Raw genomic sequence first — 22,369 nt, 5'->3', positions numbered from 1 at the left:
TGGATCGTCGATCGCCCCCGACCATGTACGGCGACCGGCCATGCGGTGGCGATCGTAGGGCTGTGCGGCGGAGTGGCAATCCCGGCCGGTGCGTTCGGTCCGTACGGTGGGGCCGGCGTGCGGCGCCCGGCCCGGTGTCCCGCCGCCGTCCGGGACCGGCCCCCAGGCCGCACGCCCGGACGGCGGGCGGGCGGAGGGCCGGGGTACGGCGGCGCGCCGCGCCGCCGCTTGATACCTACAAGAACAATTCGGCAGTGTGATCGGCATGGCCAAGTTCCTTGAGGTGCATGTCACCGTGCCGGATCGTGATGAGGCTGAGCGGATCGCCTCGGTGGTGGTGACTCAACGCCTGGCTGCGGCGGTGCAGCTCGTTGCTCCAGTCACGTCCGTCTACTGGTGGCGTGGGGAGATCAACCGGGCTGATGAGTGGCTGCTGTTCATGAAGACCACGGCTGAGCGGTTCGACGAGCTCGCCGCGCGTGTACGGGCGTCGCACTCTTACGAGGCGCCGCAGATCATCGCCGTTCCGCTGGTGGCCGGTACGGCGGACTACCTGGAGTGGATCAGGCGGGAGACGACCCCAGAGTCCGGCGTGTAGAGATCAGGTCGCCGAGCAGTTCACGAGCGACGGGGTCCTGCTGGGTGGCGAGTGTCTTCTCCACGGCGCCCAGGTGTTGCAGGCCCCACGTCGACTCGGTCCGCTGGGCGGACTCCAGGGCTCGGCGCGCGTAGAAATGCAACTGGGCGGGCTTCCGGATCACGAAGATCAGGGAGTCCACCCAGGTCATGTGGGGTAGGGCGCCCGGGGCTCGAACCCGGAACCTACGGATTAAAAGTCCACGGCATAAATGCCGGGCCCTATCAATCCATGTTTCAATGTACCATCCTGAATACCAATGTCGCCCATCGAAATGTCTAAGAATGGTGTCCGGTGCTATGTCGTTCCGGATGCCGAAGAGCAACCACCGAGCAACATTAGGGCCAATGGCGTCCTTTGACCATGGTGACGTGGGGTGGAGTTGCTTGCCATCGCAAGCTGATGCACAGCTGAAATCCTCGGCGGCCCTAGGCAACGACGATTCTCGGGTTGTCACGTGGCCAGGTGGCCGACTCTCGCCAACTCGAGACCCGGCAAGACCAGACGCCGCATCTACACGCCCCGCAGGATCTAGCGGCCCCGCTGCGCACCGTCTGGGGCCGGTCACGGAACTGATTGTCGAGCTGAGGGGCCGTAGACGGGATCGACTTGGCGGAGTCCTTCACGAATACTCACATGCCGCTTGACCTGTAAGGACGCAACTTCGGCAGGCGCAACGTCCCAGGCGTGACCACCCCATGATTCTTGACCCATAAGTAGGTGAACCTGCAGTTCGGAGTGGTAGGACGCCTGCGACTCGAGCCCCGAACCTACGGATTAAGGACGAGGTCCCGTAGGGCGCTGTTTGCCTCTCTTTGTCCGGGGCGATGGCGTTCGTATCGGGCTGGTGGCTCGGGGCCCACCGATATCCACCGGATCACATGCATTGATGACTTTCTGTTATCTATGAGTCTTGTATGCGCTATTCGGATGAAGCCGTTAACTAGCTGTGGGTCGTCCCAAATCTGACAAATAGTTCTTGGCTACACGAATCGCTGATATCGGACAGAGCGTTAAGGGTAGCTCGACGCTTTTGTCGGTGGGTTCTTCTATTCTGACGGCGAAGGTTCAGGGTGATCAGGAGAACGGACGGGTGATCTAGGTGAATGATCGGGTCTCATCCCCGAAAGCGACCGGCGGAGCTGGAACAATTTTCGAATATCAGTTCGCTGCTGTCATGTTCAGTCGGCTTCTGCGTGGCGCGTACATCCCGATCGGAATCCAGCTGCCCCTCGACCAGATCGGACTACAGCAGCAAGTATCGGGCCACCCCTTCGACGACCTCGTCGCTCATAGCTCTCCCGCCCCCACCGGCCCGCGGATCCAGATGCAGGTCAAGCAGAAGATTCACATCCGGGGCAAGGACCCGGACTTCATCAAGGTCATGGCCTCGGCGGTGCGGGCCATCCAGGAACAGGGCACCGACATCGCTGAAGGTGCCTTGCGGCTCGGCTTGATCGCCGGAGGACCCGCCAACGAGTTGGCCGAATTGCGGGAGGTGGCGGAGATCGCTCGCGCGCAACCCGACTACGCATCCCTACAGGCGCTGATGGGCGAGAACATCACCAGCAGTCGAATACGCGCCCGGCACGCTCATGTGGTAGCCGCGATTGAGGCCGGGGCCTTCATGCCCGACGGCGAAGCGGCGGCCCTTGCTCATCGCGTCCTCGCCTCCCTGCATGTCTGGCAGGTCGATCTCGGGCCTGACGGCCGCGATACACGTTCGGAAATGGACGAGCTCGCGACAGCCTTCCGGGGACAGGCGAGCGCCGCTGACCTATTCGCGCATCTGTGCGATCTAGCCCAGGAGTGCGGGCCTCGAGCAGGCCAGATCGACGCGCAATTTCTACAGCGAACCCTTCGGAGCAGGTGGGGCCTTCACCTTGGTCCAGACGGCGGCACGCACGAAGGCCACGCACCATATGAGCAAAAGCCGAGCATTTCGTTGACCAACAACGGATCAGGTCCTGCTTGGGCGGCCGAAACCCAGACCTTCCACAACCTCGACTTCCGCAGGCAATGACCCCATCGTCCCGTCATCATTAAGGGAGAACATGAACGGCTATCCCCCCGCAGACCCGCCCACCCGGCTTGCCGACGATCGCGCATGGCCGCCAGCGTCTCAGCCCCTGCCCGCCGAGCCGCCCAGCAGCGATTCAGTCATACGGGCCGACAACGACACCGCGCCGTCCCAAGAGGCCGACGTCCCAGCCGAGATGCTCGAAGCTACACCGCCCATCTCTGTCGAGCTAATCGATAACGAACCCCCAGCTCCGCAACAGACCGAGGTCGCCTCGGAGGTTACGGTTACGGTTGAGGGAGAGGGAAACATCACCTTCGCGGCCAGGCTGCAGAACTTCCACTACTACTCAGGCGATCACGTCGAGCCCATCGCAATATCTTCACAGGACGTCGCGGTGTGTGCGGATGAGCGCTTCGTCCCGCCGAAGAGCGGCTTGCAGGACGCGGCAGCCAAGCTCGCCGAATTGGGAATCGCTGTTCTTCTCGCCCCTGCAGGCAGTGGCCGACGTACCACCGCCCTGCGGCTCCTTTGCGATGTGCGCGGTTCGTCGGACCTGTATGACTTGGAAGCTGCCTGGCAAAGACCCAACGTGAAATGCCTGGAGAAGTTGCCGAACGGCGGCTTCCTCCTAGACCTGTCCGAGCCCGCCGACAAGCCAGCGAAACGGGGTTTCGGCACCGAACTGCTTCAGTGGGCGGCTCAGCGCAAGCAGCAGGGTTCCCGCATCGTGATCATCACCACGCATCTCGCGTGGAGCGGTCCATGGGCGGACGAAGCCCGCGACGCCGTGGTGGAGCTCGGTTCTCCCGATGCCAAGACACTGGTGGAGCGAGAGCTAGTCGTTCGTGGCGTCGCAGAGGGCAGCAAAATCCTCGACAATCCGCTCTATAAGCCGATCTGGGACTCGGCCCCGAGGGCCGAAGACGCTTGCCGGCTCGCCAAGATGATCGCCTCCTCGCCCACGGACGATCCCCGGCACATCATCGATCAGTACCAAGGCTGGAAGTCCTTCTTCGATACCTTTCCCGAGAAACTCCACGCCAGGATCGTCCTGTGGTCGGGTGCCTTGTGCAACGGCGGACGACGCGAGTCCGTTCTTCGGATGTCGGACGCACTGATCGGTGAATTGGGGGATGACCGCTCCCCCAAAGAGATCCTGGGTGGGGACATCTCCTCCAAACGCTTCGCGTCCGCGTTCATCAAGGACAACGGAGATCGTGTCGAGCTTGACCTCGGCAAGAAGGGGCTGTCCTCGTCGGTTCTACGACATTTCTGGCTAGAGTTCCCTACCCAGCACAAACGCTTCGTCAGCTGGGCCGCCAGTCAGGCTGCTGAACTCCCCGGAGATGACGCCGCGCTGGTCGTTGACGCCTTGGTAGGTCTGGGCATCCACTACCGCGCGGGAGAGGTGTTCAAGCAATTGCGTGACACCTTGGCACCAAGGCGCCGAGCGCTGGCGGTACGCGCGTTGTCGACGGCCGCGCTGGATGAGCGCTTCGGCTCCTACATGCGAAGCCGCCTGTACACCTGGCTGTACGGCTCGCCTACCCAAGACGTGATCGACCTCGTCGCGGAGGTCTGTGGCGGCTCGTTTGGTGCCAGGATGCCGGGTCCCGCCCTGGCACGACTGCGCCTGGCCGGAGAGCGATCAGCCTTCGGCAGCGATGCGGTCTCCACCGCCTGGGTCTGCCTGGCTACAGCACATCCACAGCTCGTTCGCGCCGCTATCGAATCCTGGCTTGCCGATGGCCGCTACCCACGCGCGGGCCTCATCGCCTTCATGGCACTGGCGGGGACGAGCACTGGCAGCACACTGCTCATGGGCGAGGCCGGACACGAGCTGCGAAGCGACGAGACCCATGCCATGGTCGTCACCAGTCTTCGCCGAGCTCTAGAGGAACCCGATGCCATGCCGATCGCTGACTCCATCATTCGCACCTGGGCCGCTCGGGCCGAGCAAGGCACTCTCCCCGGCGACGTGCTGATCGACCTGCTCGGTGCGGTGTTCGCCGGCGACCGCTACCAGGACCTCAAGAGATTCCTACCAGAGGAAAAGCTCCCCGACCCTGGAACATTCTGGCACGCGGTCCTGTCCAGAGCCTTCTACCCGATGACCAACGAAGCCGCAGTGCTCGACACGCTGGTGCGGGCTGGGTGACATGCGCTTGCTGCCGTGGCCGCGCAGTACCGCCCTCCATGCGGCCCTGACCACTCAAATACCTGGAATCCATTTCATGGCCGACGGGCGCGTCTGGTTCAGGTATGGAGGCCCGGCATGCGCTCTGACCTCGGCCAGAGCAGCGCGAGCCGCCGCGCTGGCCGAGGTCTATGGCGCAGCTCGCGCGTGCATCTCGGGCACTGCCCCTGCAGACGTATACACCGCCCAACAGCAACTTGTTCTCGATCTCGCCACATGGCGAGACGCAGCGGAGTATCCCGGCCTACGTATCAAGGCACGCATCAGCCTGACGCTCACTCCCGACAACGCCCAACGGGCAGACTCGTACGACCAGTCACTACGTGCTGCCCACCTGGAGCAAGAGCTGGCAGCTGAGCGGCTCCGCTGCCTAGCTCAAACAGCCTTGACGAACGTGCGGCAAGCCAGAGTTTGGTGGTTTGAGCAGCACCTGGCCCAGGGCGAGCTACTCAAGTCGTGGGAATCCTTCGATACCGTCATTCGTCCGATGATCAACGACAACACCGATGATGTCGCGCATCGTTTCGCGCAGGTGCTGGCCACAGCCGCGCAGCGAACCCTGGAGGACCCAGACAAAGCAAAGGACATACAGCTCATCGCTCATGTTCTCCTCACTACTGTTGGGTGGCGAGATCTGGCCGAGGAACTCACCGCCGATGGCGTCGCACAGACCAGCAACGGCGACATGCCTACCTGACAGAGCGTCACCTGTGCAGAAGCACAGAGGCCGGCTACATGACCTCCGATACGGCGTAGCCACACTAGCCCTGGCCTCAGGCGCCGATCTGTAAGTGGTGCAGGGCCTGCTGGCCACGCCAGCATCGTGCTCACCGCTGACGTCTACACCTCGGTGCTACCGAAGCTCTACCACGACAGCGCTCGAGCCACAGCACAGATAGTCCTGAGAGCTGCTCAGAAGACCGCAAGCAGGTGCGTAAGGGCCGCAAAGTAGAGGTGCGACTCACGCGTGGCTCACCGTGACTCACGATCAGACAACGTGACTATAGATTCACATTGACCCAGCAGGTCAGAGTGGTAGGGCACCCCGGGGCTCGAACCCGGAACCTAAGGATAAAAGTCGAAACAGTAGCGCCTCCCATGTCCAGTAGAATTGGACATGAAGCGCTACGCTGGTGCCATGGCAACAGCGGGAGAGACGCTTCAGGCAACGCTCAGCGAGAGCGCGTACGGCGCCCTCAAGGTACTTGCCGAGAGTACCGTCCCACTCTCCGGCCGAAAGGTCGCAACTGCTCTGGGCGTTTCCCCGACCACAGCGAACACCGCGCTGGCCAAATTGTCAGAAGCCGGGTTCGCCATCTCGAAGAGATCAGGGAAAGCCATCCTGTGGCAGCTCGCGGTCTCAAACCCTTCGATCAGTGCCTGGCTCGAGGAGACGACGCCTATCAGCGCAGTGCCTTCGACCGGATCGAGTCCGTACTCGACGGGCGGCGGTGGCGTCCGCTTGGAGCACTCCTACGCGGCGTGTCTGATTGCCGGATTCCTCGCGGGTGAAGCCTTGTCCGAGCTTGGCGATGCCGTATCCGTCGACACCATTCGTCTTCAGGCGAGCGATCTGAGCGATGTCGACGACATTCTCATCGAAGGGCGTGACTCCCACGGCGAGATGCACCGCTCCTCGATTGCCGTTCGCAGGAGCCCTGTGCTCACCTCAAGCGATAGCGCGTCAGTTCCCCTGATTCGTGACTTCTTGACGGTCGTCACGGATCATTGGCCCGAGGCGGCTTCGGGGCGGTGGCGGATCGTGCTTGCGGTATCAACGAACACCAAGGCAATATCACAGCTCGCTGAACTCGCGGAGCTTGCTCGCGCTCTTCCTGACGCGGCTGCTCTGGCGGATCGCTTGACACAGCCAGGGCGAACGAATATCGAGATGCGCAGCCGGCATACCCATATCGAGGACCTGGTCCGGCAGGCATCGATAGGACTCGCCTCGACCAGCGGATTGGGCGTAGAAGAGCTGACCTGGCGACTCCTCTGGAGTCTCAGCACACGAAACCTGCGTCTGGAAAGGACAGACCGAGTAGACCGGACGACAGCAGTCAACACTCTGCAGCGCATGATTCGCGACGGCACGCCCGCCGCGGCAGACGCACTCTTCTCCCGAATCGAAGAGCTGGTAGGGGGATGGGCGCCGCAGGGCGCGGTCCTGACGCAATCGGTGATCCGCCGGAGCCTGAGCCCCTTCTCGCTAGCGAGATCCGTCAGGTTCGCCAGCGCGTGGGGGACGTTGGATCGGCTCGGCGTTCGTTTGCGCGAGTCGATTCAGCCGGCGCTGCAGTCGGCGTCGCAGTCACTGGAGCTGGAGCGTGCCGAAGAAAGGTCGAGCCTCATTCAGGCCATGCGATCGGCAGGCGTGTCCGTCGGCGCTCTTGTGGTCACCGGCGATCCAGACGTCGGTAAGTCCGCCTTGTCACTACGCGCGGTTGAGAACCTCGAAATGGAGGGCGCCGCCGTTTCCAGTCTCAGCTTGCGCGATCTCCCTCACGCCCCAGCCGACCTCGAGACCCAGCTCGGTGGATCCGCTATCGACGAGGTGATGGCAACTGGGGAGGTGCAGCCCATCCGTCTCCTTCTGATCGATGGCGCGGAGTCTGTTCTCGAAGGTAAGGGCCAGGTTTTCCGGACGGTCGCCACAGCCGCGCTGAGGGCTGGCTTCGGCGTGGTTGCCGTCACTCGCGGCGATGGCTCCCGCCAGGTTCGTGACGAGCTGGCTCGAGCCGTAGAGCTGGCTCAATCTGGTGGACCCCTGGCCGAGCATGTGGTGCCGCCATTGACCCACGAAGAGCGTCAAGCCCTTCCGGCGGCCTTCGCTGCCCTCGCTCGTCTGGATGACGACCCGCGCGCGGGGTGGCTTCTTGGCCGACCAGGTCTTGTCGACGTGCTGCTCCGAACGGGCGTGGCTCTCGATCCGGCCAACCTGCTATGCGAGGCGGACGTGTTTTCTGCGGTGTGGCGCAGTCTCATCCGTCGGGACGAGATCCATGCCTCAGGTACCGCATCCCCAGACGATCGTGAACAGGCCGCCCTGAGCGTGGCCAAACGTGCCCTCGGCATCACCAGCCAACCTCCTCATGGCAGCAGCTCCGCTGAGCTGCGCTCGGACGGCGTCCTGCGGGTACCCAACAATCCCGCCTTTTCGCCAGGCGATGAATTCGCTACCGATCTGTTCCGTGACTTCGCACTCTGTCGTCTTTTCATCGCGAACGGTTGGGATCTCCTTGCTTCGGCTGGAGCCCCACGCTGGTCGATCCGCGCGGCTCGTCTCGGATGCCAGACCGCATTGCTTCACCGCGACGGCTCGAGTGGCTGGGTGAGCCTGTCGACGACCTTTGGTGAGATCGCCGATGTTCACGGCGACAGGTGGTCGGAGGTGCCGTATGAAGCCCTCCTGGCTCTCGGGGACGCGGAATCGGCCATCCGCGAACACTGGGGGCCTTTGACGGAAGACAACTGTGCTGGCCTTGGGACCCTGCTCCGCCTCGCCCAGACCAGATATGTGATCGGCACGAAAGGCGATGCCTATGCGCTCGCACCACTTGTGAAGGTGGTCTTCTGCGAGCGGCCCACGATCGAGCGCGGACCGTGGCTCGGCAGCCGAGCCATGCATGAGACCGTCCAGGATCTCGTCCTGGCTTGGCTCCGCGGTATGGCGAGTGCCCGCCGACCGTCACATCCTCTGCGTCAAGAGGTTCGCGACGTCATCCTCGACAGCACCCCGCCGTTCTACGACGACTTCGCCGTGGAGGCGCTCGCCTCCTTGGGACCGGATCTCGACGACCGAGCGGAGGCATGGCTTCGCGAAGTGGCGATGGACAGGCCGGGTGGCCTCAACCCCGCGGTGGAGTCGGCGATCGTCGCAGTCAGCATGTCGCAGGAGCGGCCGAAGCTGCTGCTGGATCTCGCTGAGGCCTACTACATCGAACGCCCCGATCCACGTGATCGCTGGGGTGGCGGCTCTCCCTTCGACGATGGCATTCGGGACTTCCGCCACGGACTTACCCCCGGATTCGCGGTACCGCAGGCCGCCTGGTACTACGGGCCCTTCTTCCGCCTGCTCAATACGATCCCGGTAGAAGCCATTGGCTTCATCAACCGGATGCTTGATCACGCCGCCAGGTTCCGGGTTGACCAGTTGACCGCTCACGGCGACCGCTCTGCCGAGCCTGAGGGCGTAGGCCTCGACCTGCCCGGGGTCGGTGATCGGCTCTATGTCGGCGATGGTCACGTCTGGGCGTGGTATCGCGGCACGAGCGTCGGGCCGCCCCCATGTACGAGCGCGCTTCTCGCGCTGGAGCGCTTCATTGACCACCTCTTGGAGCAGCTGAACGTCCCAGCCCAAACGATCGTCGAACTTCTCCTTCGCCACTGCCACAATCTCGCGGTGCCCGGACTCGTGGTGGGCTTCTTGACTCGACATCGGGAGGCGACTGGCACCCTCCTTGATCCTTTCCTTGCTTCCCCGGCCGTCTGGCACCTTGAGACCAGTCGTGTTACCGGTGACTTCGGATTTCGAGGACGAGATGCGGATGCCGACAACTTGACCGGGGCCGACCGGCGCAGGCACACCTTCCATGAGACCGTTAGCGCGATGGTGATCAACGCTCGGCTCTCTGGCGATGAGGATCGACTCGTCCAACTCCAGGCAGTCGGCATCCAACTCGTCGAGAGTGCTCGCGCCGAGCTCGCCGACGTCGAAGGCGATCACGACGTCTACCTCGCGATGATCGAGAGTTGGGCGGAGGAGTTTCGCATCGAGAACTATCGGGCCAGTCGAGACGGGGACCAGATCGTCGTCCAGTTCGATCGACCCGAACGCATCGACAGAGTACTCGAGCCCCGCAGCGCCGAACTTCAGAGAGGGAACGTTCTACTCGGCCTCCAAAACCGCTACGGGCGCTACAACGATGCCCCCGATAGCTGGCCTGTCGAAAACCTCGAAGAAGATCTTGCGACCGCACGTAGGCTCGTCGAGGACGAGCAGATCCCAGAGGAAGCGCTGTGGCCGGAGAACGGCCTCGTGGCCGTCGCCGCGGCAGCAGTGCGAGCCCACGCCCTGGGACGTGTGAGGTTGGATGTATCCAGCCTAATCTGGGCGATTGACGCTGTGATCTGGGCTGCCGAGAACCCACGAACTGACGAGATGACCTACAGCGGGACATGGTTCTCAATGGGGGCCGACCGTGCTGCGGCTGCGGCCGCAGCACTACTTCTCCTCGAGCCATTCGACAACCTGGATCTAGACCGGCCGCGTGTTGAGGACTGTCTGCGGTCCCTCGCCACAAGCCTCTTCGATGAGGTACGTGCGATCTACGTCAAGGGCTGCGAGCCGATTTGGGCCATCCCGTGCGACATCGACGAAGGCTCGGCCCCATGCCACCGGCACGGACCAGCGTGGATCGCCGCAATGGCGGGGCTGATCGACTGCAGGTTGGGGCCGTGGAACCAAGAAACGCAGCAGCGGGAGCCTGATCCGCTGCCAGCGCCATTCCACGAGTCGCTCCCGGCCGTTGCCGACGACCAGTTCATGGTCAATCGGCTGCGGATGCCGTTGGCGTGCATGGTCGACGCCAGACGCGTGTCGTGCCTTCAGGATGCGGTCGGCGATCTCTGGGCGCCGCTCTGGGACGCCCACCGCAGAGGTCTCGCCCATTGGTGGAAGGAGGGATACGACCATCACGCGCACATCCACCACGAGCCGATCGCCCAGCGAATGATCACGATCGCGTTGGACGGCGACCGAGACCCCATCAGGGCTCACATCGAGTACTTCGCCACAGACTCCAACGCTCTGCACATGCTCTTCAGCGGATTCGGCACCCTCTTCACCTACGACGAGCAGCTTCGACGATCCATGGTCGATTTCTGGCCGTGGGCGCTGGAAGTCGCTCTTGATGCCGTCGGTGACGGAGTCGGGCTGCGCGCGCAGCGCCGTCATTCGTTCGACTACATGACTGCGGCCCTGCTCCCCACCCCGAACGCGAGGACGTCAGACCCGGACATCGATGGCACTTTCGCTCGATGCCGTGAGAACTGGCTTCAGCCCGACGCTCTAGGTCAGCTTGCGGACCGCTGGCTACGCCTCGCCCGCTGGGAGCCCAAAGCCGCTGACGCCGTGATCAAGTTCGCGAAGAGCGCACCGCGGCAGTGGCAGGCGACAACCGCGCTGACCTGGATCGAGTCGATCATCGACCAGCGCTATGCTCTCTTCGCCAATCGTCTCTGGTTCCTGGAGGAATGGCTAGCGGAACTCCGCAACCGTGGTGCGATCGTCGGGGACATAAGGAGCCGCTACCACCGGATCGTCGACGGCCTGGCCGCCGCTGGCGATCGAGCTGCAGTGAGCCTTCAGCAACTGGACGAGTAGTGATTTCGAGGGCGCGGCCACAGCGTCCGTAGCTGTGGGGCTCAAGAACACAATTCGTCGTCAGCGCTGGGTTCCGCTGTGTCGGGCCGAGCGTTCCCAGGGCGCTGGGCGACTGCGCGCCTGCCGATAATTACATCCGCCCAGGTCATGACCATGTGAGGCCTTCGCGTAGCGGCGCGAACTCAGGGTCACCGGGGGGACGGAAACGCGTGCGGCAGGACGATCAGTCGTGCTCGTTCGCCTGGCCTACCTCACCGTCACGAACACGTTCGCCGCGCTGCGGTTGCTGCCCCTGAGCGATCGGGACAAGGACGTGGTGATACTCGCCCTGCGCCACCAGATCACCGTTCTCCAACGCCCGCTCGGCGCCGACACCAGAGTGAGATTCGCACCCGAGGACCGGGCCTTTCTCGCCGTGCTCCTGACCTCACTGCCGCGTGAGGTTCTGCGCCGACTGCGGTTCCTCGTCCGCCCGGACACCGTCCTGCGCTGGCACCGCGACCTGATGCGACGGCGTCATGCCCGTACCTGCCGGCCGAACCGACGTGGGCGCCGACGAACGGTCCGCTCCATCCGCGCCCTCATCCTGCGCCTGGTTCGGGAGAACCCCGGCTGAGGATATCGGCGGGTACATGGAGCTCGCCACACTCGGCATCAAGATCGCGCCGGCCACAGTCTGGGAGATCCTCAAGCAAGAAGGCCTTGATCCAGTACCCCCGCAGGCATCCTGTACCGCTTCATAACTCATCGCGTGGGGCTTGATCTGCGGTTTTGACCTCCGGCGACCAAGCGGGCAAGATCGCAATCCGTGTCGGTTCGGCTGCTGTACCTGTCCTTGATTCGGGTGTTTGGCTGGCTGGTGTTGCTGGGGCGTGGTCAGGCGTCCAAAGACGTCGAGATCATGGTGCTCCGCCACGAGGTGGCCTTATTAAGGCGCCAGGTCGCCCGGCCGAAGCTGGACTGGGCCGATCGAGCGGTCCTGGCGGCGTTGGCCGGTTTCCTGCCGATGGCCCTGCGCGCTCACCGACTGGTCACCCCAAGCACTCTATTGGCCTGGCATCGTCGTTTGATCAAACGCTCGTGGACCTACCCCCACCGCACTGGCCGTCCCGGAACCAGCAAGGAGATCCAAGATCTGGTCCTCCGTCTGGCCCACGAGAACCCCAGGTGGGGGTACCGGCGGGTACATGGTGAACTCGTTCGCCTCGGCGTTCAGGTTAGCGAAGCGACCGTGCGACGGATCCTGCGTTCGCGCCGGCACCGTCCGGCGCCACGAAGCCTCGACACTTCTTGGCGGACGTTTCTACGGCTGCAGGCAAAAGGGCTGCTCGCCTGCGACTTCTTCCACGTTGACACGATCTTCTTGAAGCGCCTGTACGTGTTGTTCGTCATTGAGGTAGAAGCACGACGCGTTCACGTCCTGGGCGTCACCGCCCATCCCACCGGCGCCTGGACGGCTCAGCAGGCCCGCAACCTGCTCATGGACCTCGGGCGCGGGGCCACCTCGTTCAGGTTCCTCATTCGGGACCGGGACACCAAGTTCACTGCCGTCTTCGATGAGATTTTTGCCGGGGCAGGTGTCACGGTGATGAAGACTCCGCCGCGGACACCCCGCGCTAACTGCTACGCCGAACGCTGGATCCGCACCGTCCGAGCTGAATGTACCGACCAGATGCTGATCTACGACGAACGACACCTTCGATCGGTCCTGAACGAGTACGCCGAGCACTACAACAATCATCGCCCGCACCAGTCCCGCCACCAACGCCCACCCGATCAAGACGAGCACGTCGTGGTGCCGTTGGAAGGCCGAATCCAGCGCCGAAGGGTGCTCGGCGGAGTCGTCAACGAGTACCACCGAGCCGCATAGCAGGCCGGACAAATCGCCAGCTCAGACCGCGTGTACGAGTTTTGAAGCGGTACAAGCCCGTGATGGACTTGGAAGAGGTCGGCTGCCGAGCTCGCTACCTGATCCGGGACCAAGATGGGAAGTTCCCCGGCCTCATGGACGAGATCCTGGCCGAGGTCGGCGTCCGGACCGTGCTGACCGGGATCCGGACGCCGCGCATAAACTCGATCATGGAGCGGTGGGCGCAGTCGTGCCGCCGCGAACTTCTCGACCGCTGCCTGCTGTTGAACGAACGCCACCTGCGGCACGCCCTGCGTGAGTACGAGCGGTTCTACAATCGGCACCGCGCCCATCAAGCCCCGGATCAAGCGGCCCCGCTACGCACCGTCCCGGAGCCGATCACGGATCCGACGCGAATCGCCGAGCTGAGCGTACGCAGACGGGACCGGCTCGGCGGGGTCCTCCATGAGTACTCACATGCCGCTTGAACTGCATGGATGTAATTCTCGGCAGGCGCAGGGTGCGTACCGTACGAGCCGAGTGCACCGACCGCATGCTGATCTACAACGAACGGCACCTGCGCTCGGAGCTGGCCGAGTATATCGACCACTACAACGGTCATCGCCCGCACCAGTCCCGCTCGCAGCGACCACCCGATCACGATGAGCGGACCGTTGTACCGCTGGAAGGTCGGATCGAACGCCGCAAGATACTCGACGGGCTGATCAACGAGTACCACCGAGCCGCGTAGCCAGTCCAGAGAACTCCCAGCTCAAGCCCTATGCGATGTATTTTGAAGCGGTACAGGCTGGCTGCCGGGCTCGCTACCTAATCCATGATCGAGATGGGAAGTTCCCCGGTCTCATGGACGAGATCCTGGCCGAGGCCGGTATCCCGACCGTGCTCACCGGGATCCGGGTGCCGCGCATGAACGCGGTCATGGAGCGGTGGGTGCAGTCGTGCCACTGCGAACTTCTCGACCGCTGCCTGGTATGGAACGAGCGCCACCTGTGGCACGCCCTGTACGAGTATGAACACTTCTACAACCGGCACCGCGCCCACCAAGCCCTGGACCAAGCGGCCCCGCTACGCACCGTCCTGACCCGATCACGAATCCGACACGGATTACCGAGTTGAGCGTACGCAGACGGGATCGACTCGGTGGGGTCCTCCATGAGTACTCACATGCCGCTTGAACTGCATAGATGTAATTTTCGGCAGGCGCAGGTTCGTCGATTCCCTCTGGCGCGGCGCTCAAAGCGGAACGCCGGGACCACGCAGTTCCTGGGGGCACCCTGGCACCTTGCGCAATTCGTGTGCCTGGTCGGCTGCTCCGAGGTTGGTGAAGACGATGTCATAACAGCGCACTTCGTAGCCCGAGCTGAAGAATATGCCTCCTGCCTCGACGGTGACAGCGGTCGAGATCACCAGAGAATCTTCGCCGGGCCGAGTCGCCCTGATCACACCAGGCCCCGGCGTATGCCGCCACAGGTCGCCCGATGGATCCTTCGCAAGCTGCCGATCGAGTTGCCCGACATAATCCTGCAACGCCTCTTCAGAACGTGTCTCAATGCCGGATTCGACGATCGCGCCATATAACAGGTACGGGACGAAGATAACGCCTGCGACAAAGGCAAAAAGCGCAACCAGCGTAACACTGGACAGCCGCGGCCACTTTTTGCCTTTCATGTCATGAGTGTACCGCACGGTACTCGGCCCGCGCGGTACCCCGGAAATGACTCCCGCCTGCGGCTTACCAGCCGGTGTAGTTGACCGCCGGATCGGACAGATGGCTCTGCAGAACCTGGATGTAGGCGGCGAGGCCCTTGGCGTTGGGGTGCATGGACGTTCGGCTGGCACACCTGCCGCCGTCGTTGATGGCGCAGTCGAGCAGGTCTCCGAAGTCCCCGCCCCCGGTGTCGGCGAAGTTTACCGGCAGGATCCACGGGTCGTCGTCACATGCCCCGTGAGCGCCGAACGCGGATATGGGATTGGCGAAGGAGACCTCCTCTCCCGCCGACTTGAGGGACGCCACCATGGTGGATTCCTGGCTCGCCATGAACTCGGAGAGCCGGTTCAGCACCTCCAACTCGTCGAGCGTGAAATGGGTCGTGGATTGGCAGGGCTTCTCCGGGTCGACCATCGGGTCCCCGTCAAAGATGCGGGGATATCCCATGAGCACGATTTTGGCCTTCTTGCCACGGGCGGGCAGATAGTTCTGCACGGCATCGCCGATCAGCTCAAGCGTGTCCCGTACGTTGTAGGCGACGTTCGTGCCATTGTTGTCGAGGTCGTATACCCAGTTGTTCACCGCCCCGACGATGTCCTCCTGCAGTTCCTGCTCGTCCCCTTGGCAACCCAGCAAGTAACACTTCTGCACCACAGAAGGGAACCCGGCGTCGTTTCCGCCGATGGACAGGGTCACGAGTGACGTGTTCTCGTCGAGGTAACCGGCTTCCAGTTGACTGATCTCCCGGAACCGTCCCTCCGCTCGGTCCCGATAATCACTCCACTGGTACGCGGCGGTCTGCCACGACGGCGACGTGCGCTTGATGCCGATGGTCGTGGCCCCCGAGCAGGCGACGAAATGGAAATCCAGTTTTGGGTCGAACCGGTCGGCGAGCGCCGCGATCGTCTCGGTCTCACCAGGCAGCACGGTCTTCCTGATCCAGGAGTCCTTACTGCGCCGGCAGGCGTTCCACGTCGCCTTCTGGTAGTCGACGTCCGTTTCCTTGTAGTAGTTGCCGAGCCCCTCGCCCGACGCGTAGGAGTCGCCCATCCCGACCACGAAGTGCTTGGGCTTCTTGGCCAGCACCTGGAAGGCGATGGCGTCGAAGGCCACGGCGACGTTGCCGTGCCCCTCCTGGTTCAGATTGGTCAAGGACACCTTGGGCGTGCCCTTGAAATCGAAGACGCCCAGGCTCTGCCAGCTGTTCTCCAGCCGCCCTTGTGACAGGTAGCGCGTCTGTTTCCTCCCGTTGCCGAGATCGACCGTATAGGGCGCCTGCTGGGTCTCCGCCCGGCGTTTGGGCACGTGTACCAGGACCCGGGCCCATCCATTGATGTCCTGGTCGAGCTGCCAGGTGCCGGTCACCTTCATGGTGTCGCCGAGATGCGCGGGGCTGCGCGAATACCCCCACCACAGATGGCCGCCGAAGCCGTTGCCGAGTTGCCCGAAGTCGGCTCGTCCCGGTACATCTCCGGTGGCCGGATCGTTCTCGAACTCGAAGGACAGGGTGCCGGAGTTCGTCCATTCAGTGTTGAAGCAGTTCCCGCGCTGCGGCGGCACAGAGCTGGGGATGTCATCGATGATCAGCACGTTCGTCGTGTCGCCGGTCGTCGCCGGCAGTCCTGGCGTGTAACACTCCGTCCACTGATCCTGCGGTTCGGCGCGCTCGATGCCCGCGTAGGAGGCGTCGTACCGTAAGTAGGCTTCGTTGCCGCACGCGGTAGGACAGGTCTTCCACGCCTTCGGCGAATGCCACCAACATTTCCAGTCGCTCCTGGAGCAACTGGTCGCGGCGTCGCATTCGTTCTCGGTGGTGCAGAACGCTCCCACGTCCACGGTGGCCGGGGCCGTCGGTATCGTGGGCACGAGATTCGTACGGAACTCCGTCGAGTTCCACCAGGCGTAGTTGTAACCGCCTTCGGTCTTCCACGTGTTGCTGGTCGTGTCGAAGTAGGTCTTGGCGATCGGCCAGGCCGCCCAGCCGAGTACCTTCTCCTGATAGGGCCAGTGTTGCGGATGCGCGGCGTCGGCGTAGGAGTTGTTGTCCAGGAACGGGCGACGGCCCGCCGGGTAATCGGAGTTTCTGGGGTTGTTCGTCCAGCCGACACCCCACGCGCCGCCGTTCGCGCTCGCCTGGGCCTTGGGGTAATAACCCGAGTTGTACGCCCAGATCGCGAAGTACCAGTTCTCGATCCACTGAGGATCACCGTTGTTGACCTTCATGGCGCCGCCGGTGTCGGTCTGGATCTCGTTCCATTTGGCGGCCAGCGTGGTCAGGCCGGCGGCGATGTTGGTGGCGTAGTCCATGCCGATCCGGCGTTGGGTCGCCGCATCCCACGGCCCCGCTCCCTTACGCATACCGTCGGTCTGCTGGGTCAGCCCGTAACCGCAGTCGGCTTTGTCGAACCTGATGTCCCAGTCGTTGCTGGGGTTGCCGTCGTAGATTTCGACACCGTAGTAGTTGCCTACCAGGGGATTGCCGGTCTCGCCAGGTAACACGTCTCGTTGCGCCTGCCACAGGTTCGACTCCTGGGCGAGGATGCCGAACATGACCGAGACCGGGACCCGGCCGCCGCCGACAAGGTCCGGCACCGGGAAGAGGGCCTGTGGGTTCCACTGCGGGACGTCGATACCCTTCCAACTGGACGGGCGGACGACCTGCAGCCGGTTTTTGAAGACGAGTTGGTCCACGGCCCACTCGACCTGACGCCAGTGCGGCTGGTACACCTGCGTCTTCGGGTCGTTGCGCGGCACCGCGCAGGTGTAGTTGATGTCGATTGTCCCTGGAGAGGTCGCGGCGATGCCGACCCGCTTGGCGATCTGGGCGCGGGCCTGGGTCAGCTTCGGGTTCTCCGCGCCGCCGGAGGGCGAGACGGCGACGCCGTCGGGCTCGACCGCGAAGGTCAGCGGAGATCCTGTCTGAGATACTTGGGCCTCGATGTCGACCGGTTCGGCGCCTGACCGCTCCCGCACGGTGCCGCTGAAGCCGGTGTTGGCCTGGTCGCTCTGCCCGTCGCGTTTGAGCCCGCGATGCGCCGCGCTCTTGATGAGCAGTGCTCCCTCGGAGGAGACCGACTGCACCTGCGGCGGCCCGCCTATCAGGGAGACGCCGTCAGGCAGGTCGCCCTGACTGCGGGCCTGCCCGGTGACGAAGATGCGACCGCCCGCCCCGGCGTGAAGGGCCAGGTCGCCGAGGTAGCCGGTGGCGAGCGTACGCGTCGTGCCTTGACGGTGGTGCCGGACGCGAACCTCGCCCGCGTCGCCGGCCCTGTCCATGAACGCGATCCCACCGTCGGCGGTGGCACGCAGGGCGAAGGGAACACCTTCGGTTTTGGCAAGCGTCGTGAGCTCGCCGGATGGCTCGACTCTCACAAGCCGTTGGTCTGCGGCCGCGATGATGCTGTCCTCCACGGCTATAGCGGAGGTCACCTGGCTCTGGACGACGACGGGCGAACCAGGCTTGCCGGAGCCGGCGTCGACGGTGAACAGGCGAGTGCTCCGGTGGTCGTCGGTGGTGCCTTGAGTGAGTGCGACCTGGTCGCCAGCGCCGCAACCGGGGTTGTAGTACGCGAGACTGACCTGATCCTTGAGCTTGGTCACCGCACCGGTCGCCACATCGACGACGGCGGCGAACGCTCCCCGGCTGAACAGATGGGCACGGTTGGTGAAGTGCCGCGGGGCGTAGACCGCGAGCACCTTGCTGCCCGAACCGGTCACGCAGGCGTTGCCAACCCACTGGTCGGTGTCCATGCCTGGCTCGCTGAGCGTGGCGATGGTCTGCCAGGCGTACCCGTCAGAGGACTTCGCGGCGAGGACATGGAACCCGTCGGCGTCACCGGTCGCGGTTACGGCAACGTCCTTCGATGTTCTCCAGTCCTTGGACAGGACACGGTCACGCTGAGCAGGGTCGACCGCGGCCGGGGCGGAGGAGGGAGCCGCCTTCGCCGGTGCGGCTTCGGCGGTGGCGGTACTTCCGTTGTCCGGCACAGAAATGGCGGCCAATAACAAGGAGACGGATAACAGGACGGTACAGGTTCGTTTCACTGGCTTGTGCTCCTCAACACATCGCGAAACTTTACGAGGCCTATTTCGTGGATCCGGGTGTCCACGATCTGCCAGGAGGCCGTGCCCGTCGCCGACCATGGAGCGTGCTCCTGAAACAGACTGAGCGCAGGCACTCCCGCGCCCAGCCAAGAGAATTTCCCAGGACGTGCCCCGCCGACGTGGCTTGTCTCAGTTCGTCAGAAGCTTCGCCGCGTTGCTCAGCCTGACCTGCAGATCGTCCTTTAACGCCTTCAACTCGGCGGAGTGAGCTTCGATCACGCTGTGCTGCGCCTTGATCTCAGCCTCGGACCGAACTCTCAGATAGTCGACCTGAAGCTTGCATGCCATATCGGCGCTAGCCGTCGACTTCTCCTCCGGTGTCAGCGGACCGCCGTTGCGATGTGCCGCCCAGCGAGGATCCTGCCAAGCGTCCTCAGGGGTCTTATACGAGAGTCCCGCGGCCGCCATACAGGTGCTCCAGCGTTCCGTGGCGGCCGTGACCCGCTCATCGCCCGCGCCCTGCTCGTAGGCCGTGTTCTTGAGTCGTTGCACGAGCGCCTCGTCGTCCTTCTGGACGCCTACCGCCACCTGGCGCAGCGCATCTCCGTAGCAGCCTCCGGCGGGCACCTCACGGCCGTCGGGGAGCTTTTTCTCCTTGCCGTAGAAGGCCGTATCCTCTTCTCGGCTTGGAGTGGCCGTAGTCGAGCGGGACGGTCGGCGGGTCGCGCTACGCCCGCCCACACGCGATCCGGCCGATGTGATCGATCTCACGACTCGGATACAGCGACGAACCGCCGTCTCCGGGCTGATCCATGAGTATCGCAGAGCCGTCTGACGACGACACGAAAACCGCAGGCCAGCGCCACGAGCAGGGTTTTGGCACCGGACAAGTTCCCGGCAGATCCGCTTCCGGGTTCTTCGACTGGCCGGGATCAGCCTGCCCAGCTGTGGACGGCGGAGGCGATGCCTCATAGGAGGCTATCCGGTCGCTCGTCGATGCTGCTAGCGCGCTGTCTCCTGGGGGCAAGCGTGGATAAGAACACCGCTGCTGCTGCAGATGGCAGCCACCATCTTACCGGGTTTGACATGCAGGCTCCGCAGGTTGGGAAGACCCCGAAGGGTATCCATCGCCGTAATAGGAACATGCCGGCCATGCTTAGATCAAGCAGAAAATTTTCATTTCAACCCCTTGCAAGCAGAAGCGGCATGAATCATGCTTCGTTTCGAACCAGATCCCAACATGCAAGGCCACTGACTGCGAGCTTGACAGTCATACAATATCTAGTCACAGACTGTAGCCTTTCGAGCGCGATATGCATTTCCAAGAAGCTGCAACAAATGAGACCGCGCGTAGAGCGACAAGCCTTGCTCCCGGGCCAAGTCCGTCGATGCGCCCTTAGTATCAAGTGGAACTCTCAGGAGAACGGCATGGCGATGAATCTCGCACAGAGTTACATTAGTGCGAATCACCAACTTGAAAGCACGCCTCAGAAGCGCCTACGCCTTGGGGGATGAACCGGCGTAAAACCATTCGGGCCGATCATGATAGGTCCAACTATCCGGAACGGAACCAAAAGGCGCACCTCCATTTACCGAAGAGCTTCATGATCATGTCATGTATGCCTAGAACGTGACAAGGCTCCAGCCAGACTACTCTAAGGAGCAACCTGGGTACGATTGTTATATGCGCAGAATGTGCGCTTTCTGTGTGATTGGCTCTAGCGTGCGCGATCTAGTCGTGTTGCCATGTGCATGGTGCACTCATTGTCGCGGCGGCGTACACGAGCCGGGTCGAACGGTCGAACAGGATAGGGAGATGAGCGATGAAAGCCATGCCCACCAAAGGAACGCACATCTTGAAGCGTGCAGCTGGCCTCATAGCTGCAGTGATGGCAATCATCTTCGTGGCACTACCACCTGGAGTTTCTCATGCAGATTCTACCTCCAGATGGCAGAATGTGTATGACGGTCACTATCTGGAAGTGTGGAATTCTTCGACTCAGCCGACCGGACGGGTTATAACTTTCCCATATAATGGAAGCTCGGCGAATCAGCTGTGGTCGGATTATGAGTACTCCAATGGATATTGGAGCCTGGCCAACAACAACAGTTGGTTATGGCTCGGACATGTAGATCTACCTGTCGCTCCTCCCGCAGGCCCCTCGGCGTGCGGCTACCCCGACCAGCACGAATGGATGAGTACTCCGTATCAATTCTGGCAGTTCCGATGGATCTGGGACTCCTGGCAAGATCGCTATTTCAGCATGTGGATCAACATGGCAGGGTGTCAGGGGGACCCATATCATGACGTTCTCTCTGTGAATCTGAACAACGACTACAATACGTTCCTCTATACGGAGGCGTTCTGTAGCGACCAGAGCCTGGGAGACCCGACAAACTGCTATTGGCAGAGGTAGGTATCAGCGATGATCAGTATTAAAAAAGACAGCCTGTATCTGGGTGCGCTAGCGATCGCGGTGGTCGCAGTCTCTGGTTGTGCCCAGACGCAAGGGGAGCGCGTCGCAAGTTCAGCGGTGATCGCCACATCGCCAACCGTTCAGAGTCCCTTGCCGGGGGTTACAGCGTCGCCCTCGCCGCTAATGCCCTCACCTGGGACATCTCGGAAGCCTCCGGAACCAAGACCAACCGAACCGTCGATTGGTACCTTGCTTACGCCTGGCCCTGACGGCAAGTTCGCGATGCCGCTAGATCCATATCTATCTCCAAGAGAGGATCTGCGCACACTTCACATCGCACACGATCTCGCTGCGGCTAACTGCATGCGTGCACTGGGTTTCAAACAGTGGAGCAACGACTCCATCCGTACTTGGAGCCCTGAGCCCTCAGGTGAGGTGGATGTCTTCGATGTACTGGACGTACAGGTAGCAGCCAAAGAAGGCTATCCACGAGCCACTATCGATGAACAGCAGATCGCTGAATTCAACGCAGAAAATTCAGTGAAACACGCGCCGTCAACTGAGGAAATGAAGGCCTACGATGGCTTGGCGTCAGAAGCAAGTAATGGTGCGCAAATACCTAAGGGAGGCTGCAGTGGCGAGGCGCGCATGAAGGTCTACGGGGACAGTCAACTTCCTGCCGATGCGCGAATGCTGGCTTCTCGGTCTCGAGGCTATGCCATGACCGATAGCAGGATAAAAGAAGCAATCGCGAAATGGCGGACCTGCATGGCCGAATCTGGTTTGCAGTATGACAGTCCGGTTGTCCCTGCCCATGACCAACGTTGGGAGAAACGGGATGCAGCAACCGCTGCTTCAGAAGAAGAGCGCCGGGTTGCGGCAGTCGATGCCAAATGCCGTACACAGGTCAATCTGCTGGAAACCTATAAGACAGTTAGGGCGGGTTATGAAGCCCAGCTCCTGGCGCAGGAAAAGGATAATCTTGAGTCGGCGAAACTCGAGTTCGCTCGATGGGTGACCAACGCGAAATCGATCATTGCGGCTGGCTAGAGGATGTCTGAAAAGGGTCAGGGTGAGCGGCCGCTGTG

The 22,369-nt window shown here is 62.7% G+C and carries 15 protein-coding genes; 11 read left to right on the top strand and 4 right to left on the bottom strand.

Translation table 11 applies throughout. The annotated features are described in order from the left end of the window. Positions 1 to 265 precede the first annotated feature (265 nt). Positions 266 to 598 carry a divalent-cation tolerance protein CutA gene (gene cutA, locus ACIBQX_RS21085; protein ID WP_397006903.1) on the top strand — a complete coding sequence of 111 codons (333 nt, stop codon included), beginning with the start codon at positions 266 to 268 and terminating at the stop codon, positions 596 to 598. Here the strand turns inward: cutA and ACIBQX_RS21080 are convergent. Next, positions 564 to 788, bottom strand: a complete 225-nt coding sequence (locus tag ACIBQX_RS21080) for a hypothetical protein (protein ID WP_397006901.1) — start codon at positions 786 to 788, stop codon at positions 564 to 566. The two genes, cutA and ACIBQX_RS21080, sit on opposite strands and share 35 nt — an antisense overlap. A 951-nt stretch (positions 789 to 1,739) precedes the next feature. Between ACIBQX_RS21080 and ACIBQX_RS21075 the strand changes: the two genes are divergently transcribed. From ACIBQX_RS21075 to ACIBQX_RS21035, 9 genes are all read left to right on the top strand, one after another. Then, positions 1,740 to 2,660: a hypothetical protein gene (locus tag ACIBQX_RS21075; protein ID WP_397006900.1), complete on the top strand. Its 921-nt coding sequence runs from the start codon at positions 1,740 to 1,742 to the stop codon at positions 2,658 to 2,660. Between the two features lie 31 nt (positions 2,661 to 2,691). Then, positions 2,692 to 4,818 carry a hypothetical protein gene (locus ACIBQX_RS21070; RefSeq protein ID WP_397006898.1) on the top strand — a complete coding sequence of 709 codons (2,127 nt, stop codon included), beginning with the start codon at positions 2,692 to 2,694 and terminating at the stop codon, positions 4,816 to 4,818. A gap of 76 nt (positions 4,819 to 4,894) precedes the next feature. Continuing rightward, positions 4,895 to 5,554 (top strand): hypothetical protein, encoded by a 660-nt coding sequence (locus ACIBQX_RS21065; protein ID WP_397006896.1) that lies wholly within the window; start codon positions 4,895 to 4,897, stop codon positions 5,552 to 5,554. A gap of 420 nt (positions 5,555 to 5,974) precedes the next feature. Continuing rightward, positions 5,975 to 11,242 carry a hypothetical protein gene (locus ACIBQX_RS21060; protein WP_397006894.1) on the top strand — a complete coding sequence of 1,756 codons (5,268 nt, stop codon included), beginning with the start codon at positions 5,975 to 5,977 and terminating at the stop codon, positions 11,240 to 11,242. Positions 11,243 to 11,471: 229 nt separating this feature from the next. After that, a complete protein-coding gene (locus ACIBQX_RS21055) occupies positions 11,472 to 11,858 on the top strand; it encodes a hypothetical protein (protein WP_397006892.1) in 387 nt (128 codons plus the stop codon). A 192-nt stretch (positions 11,859 to 12,050) separates the two neighbouring features. Then, positions 12,051 to 13,112 carry an integrase core domain-containing protein gene (locus ACIBQX_RS21050; protein ID WP_397006890.1) on the top strand — a complete coding sequence of 354 codons (1,062 nt, stop codon included), beginning with the start codon at positions 12,051 to 12,053 and terminating at the stop codon, positions 13,110 to 13,112. 62 nt (positions 13,113 to 13,174) lie between these two features. Then, a complete protein-coding gene (locus ACIBQX_RS21045) occupies positions 13,175 to 13,579 on the top strand; it encodes an integrase core domain-containing protein (protein WP_397006888.1) in 405 nt (134 codons plus the stop codon). Positions 13,580 to 13,584: 5 nt separating this feature from the next. Next, positions 13,585 to 13,842 (top strand): integrase core domain-containing protein, encoded by a 258-nt coding sequence (locus tag ACIBQX_RS21040; protein WP_397006886.1) that lies wholly within the window; start codon positions 13,585 to 13,587, stop codon positions 13,840 to 13,842. Between the two features lie 113 nt (positions 13,843 to 13,955). Further along, positions 13,956 to 14,228 carry an integrase core domain-containing protein gene (locus ACIBQX_RS21035; RefSeq protein ID WP_397006884.1) on the top strand — a complete coding sequence of 91 codons (273 nt, stop codon included), beginning with the start codon at positions 13,956 to 13,958 and terminating at the stop codon, positions 14,226 to 14,228. Between the two features lie 117 nt (positions 14,229 to 14,345). Here ACIBQX_RS21035 and ACIBQX_RS21030 read toward each other — a convergent pair whose 3' ends face one another. The 3 genes from ACIBQX_RS21030 to ACIBQX_RS21020 all read right to left on the bottom strand — a co-directional run bounded on the left by ACIBQX_RS21030 (position 14,346) and on the right by ACIBQX_RS21020 (position 19,635). Then, the gene (locus ACIBQX_RS21030) at positions 14,346 to 14,780 is read right to left on the bottom strand and encodes a hypothetical protein (RefSeq protein ID WP_397006882.1); all 435 of its coding nucleotides are present in this window, start codon (positions 14,778 to 14,780) and stop codon (positions 14,346 to 14,348) included. 64 nt (positions 14,781 to 14,844) lie between these two features. Next, positions 14,845 to 18,963 carry an SGNH/GDSL hydrolase family protein gene (locus ACIBQX_RS21025; RefSeq protein WP_397006880.1) on the bottom strand — a complete coding sequence of 1,373 codons (4,119 nt, stop codon included), beginning with the start codon at positions 18,961 to 18,963 and terminating at the stop codon, positions 14,845 to 14,847. 90 nt (positions 18,964 to 19,053) lie between these two features. Beyond that, positions 19,054 to 19,635 carry a hypothetical protein gene (locus ACIBQX_RS21020; protein WP_397006878.1) on the bottom strand — a complete coding sequence of 194 codons (582 nt, stop codon included), beginning with the start codon at positions 19,633 to 19,635 and terminating at the stop codon, positions 19,054 to 19,056. Positions 19,636 to 21,716: 2,081 nt separating this feature from the next. Between ACIBQX_RS21020 and ACIBQX_RS21015 the strand changes: the two genes are divergently transcribed. Beyond that, the gene (locus ACIBQX_RS21015; RefSeq protein WP_397006876.1) at positions 21,717 to 22,331 is read left to right on the top strand and encodes a hypothetical protein; all 615 of its coding nucleotides are present in this window, start codon (positions 21,717 to 21,719) and stop codon (positions 22,329 to 22,331) included. Positions 22,332 to 22,369: the final 38 nt, after the last annotated feature.

This window comes from Nonomuraea sp. NPDC049714 (genome assembly GCF_044465295.1).
In the GTDB taxonomy this organism is placed as follows: domain Bacteria; phylum Actinomycetota; class Actinomycetes; order Streptosporangiales; family Streptosporangiaceae; genus Nonomuraea.
The sequence above is the reverse complement of the archived record's forward strand: the minus strand, read 5'-3'. Positions and strand labels throughout refer to the sequence as shown.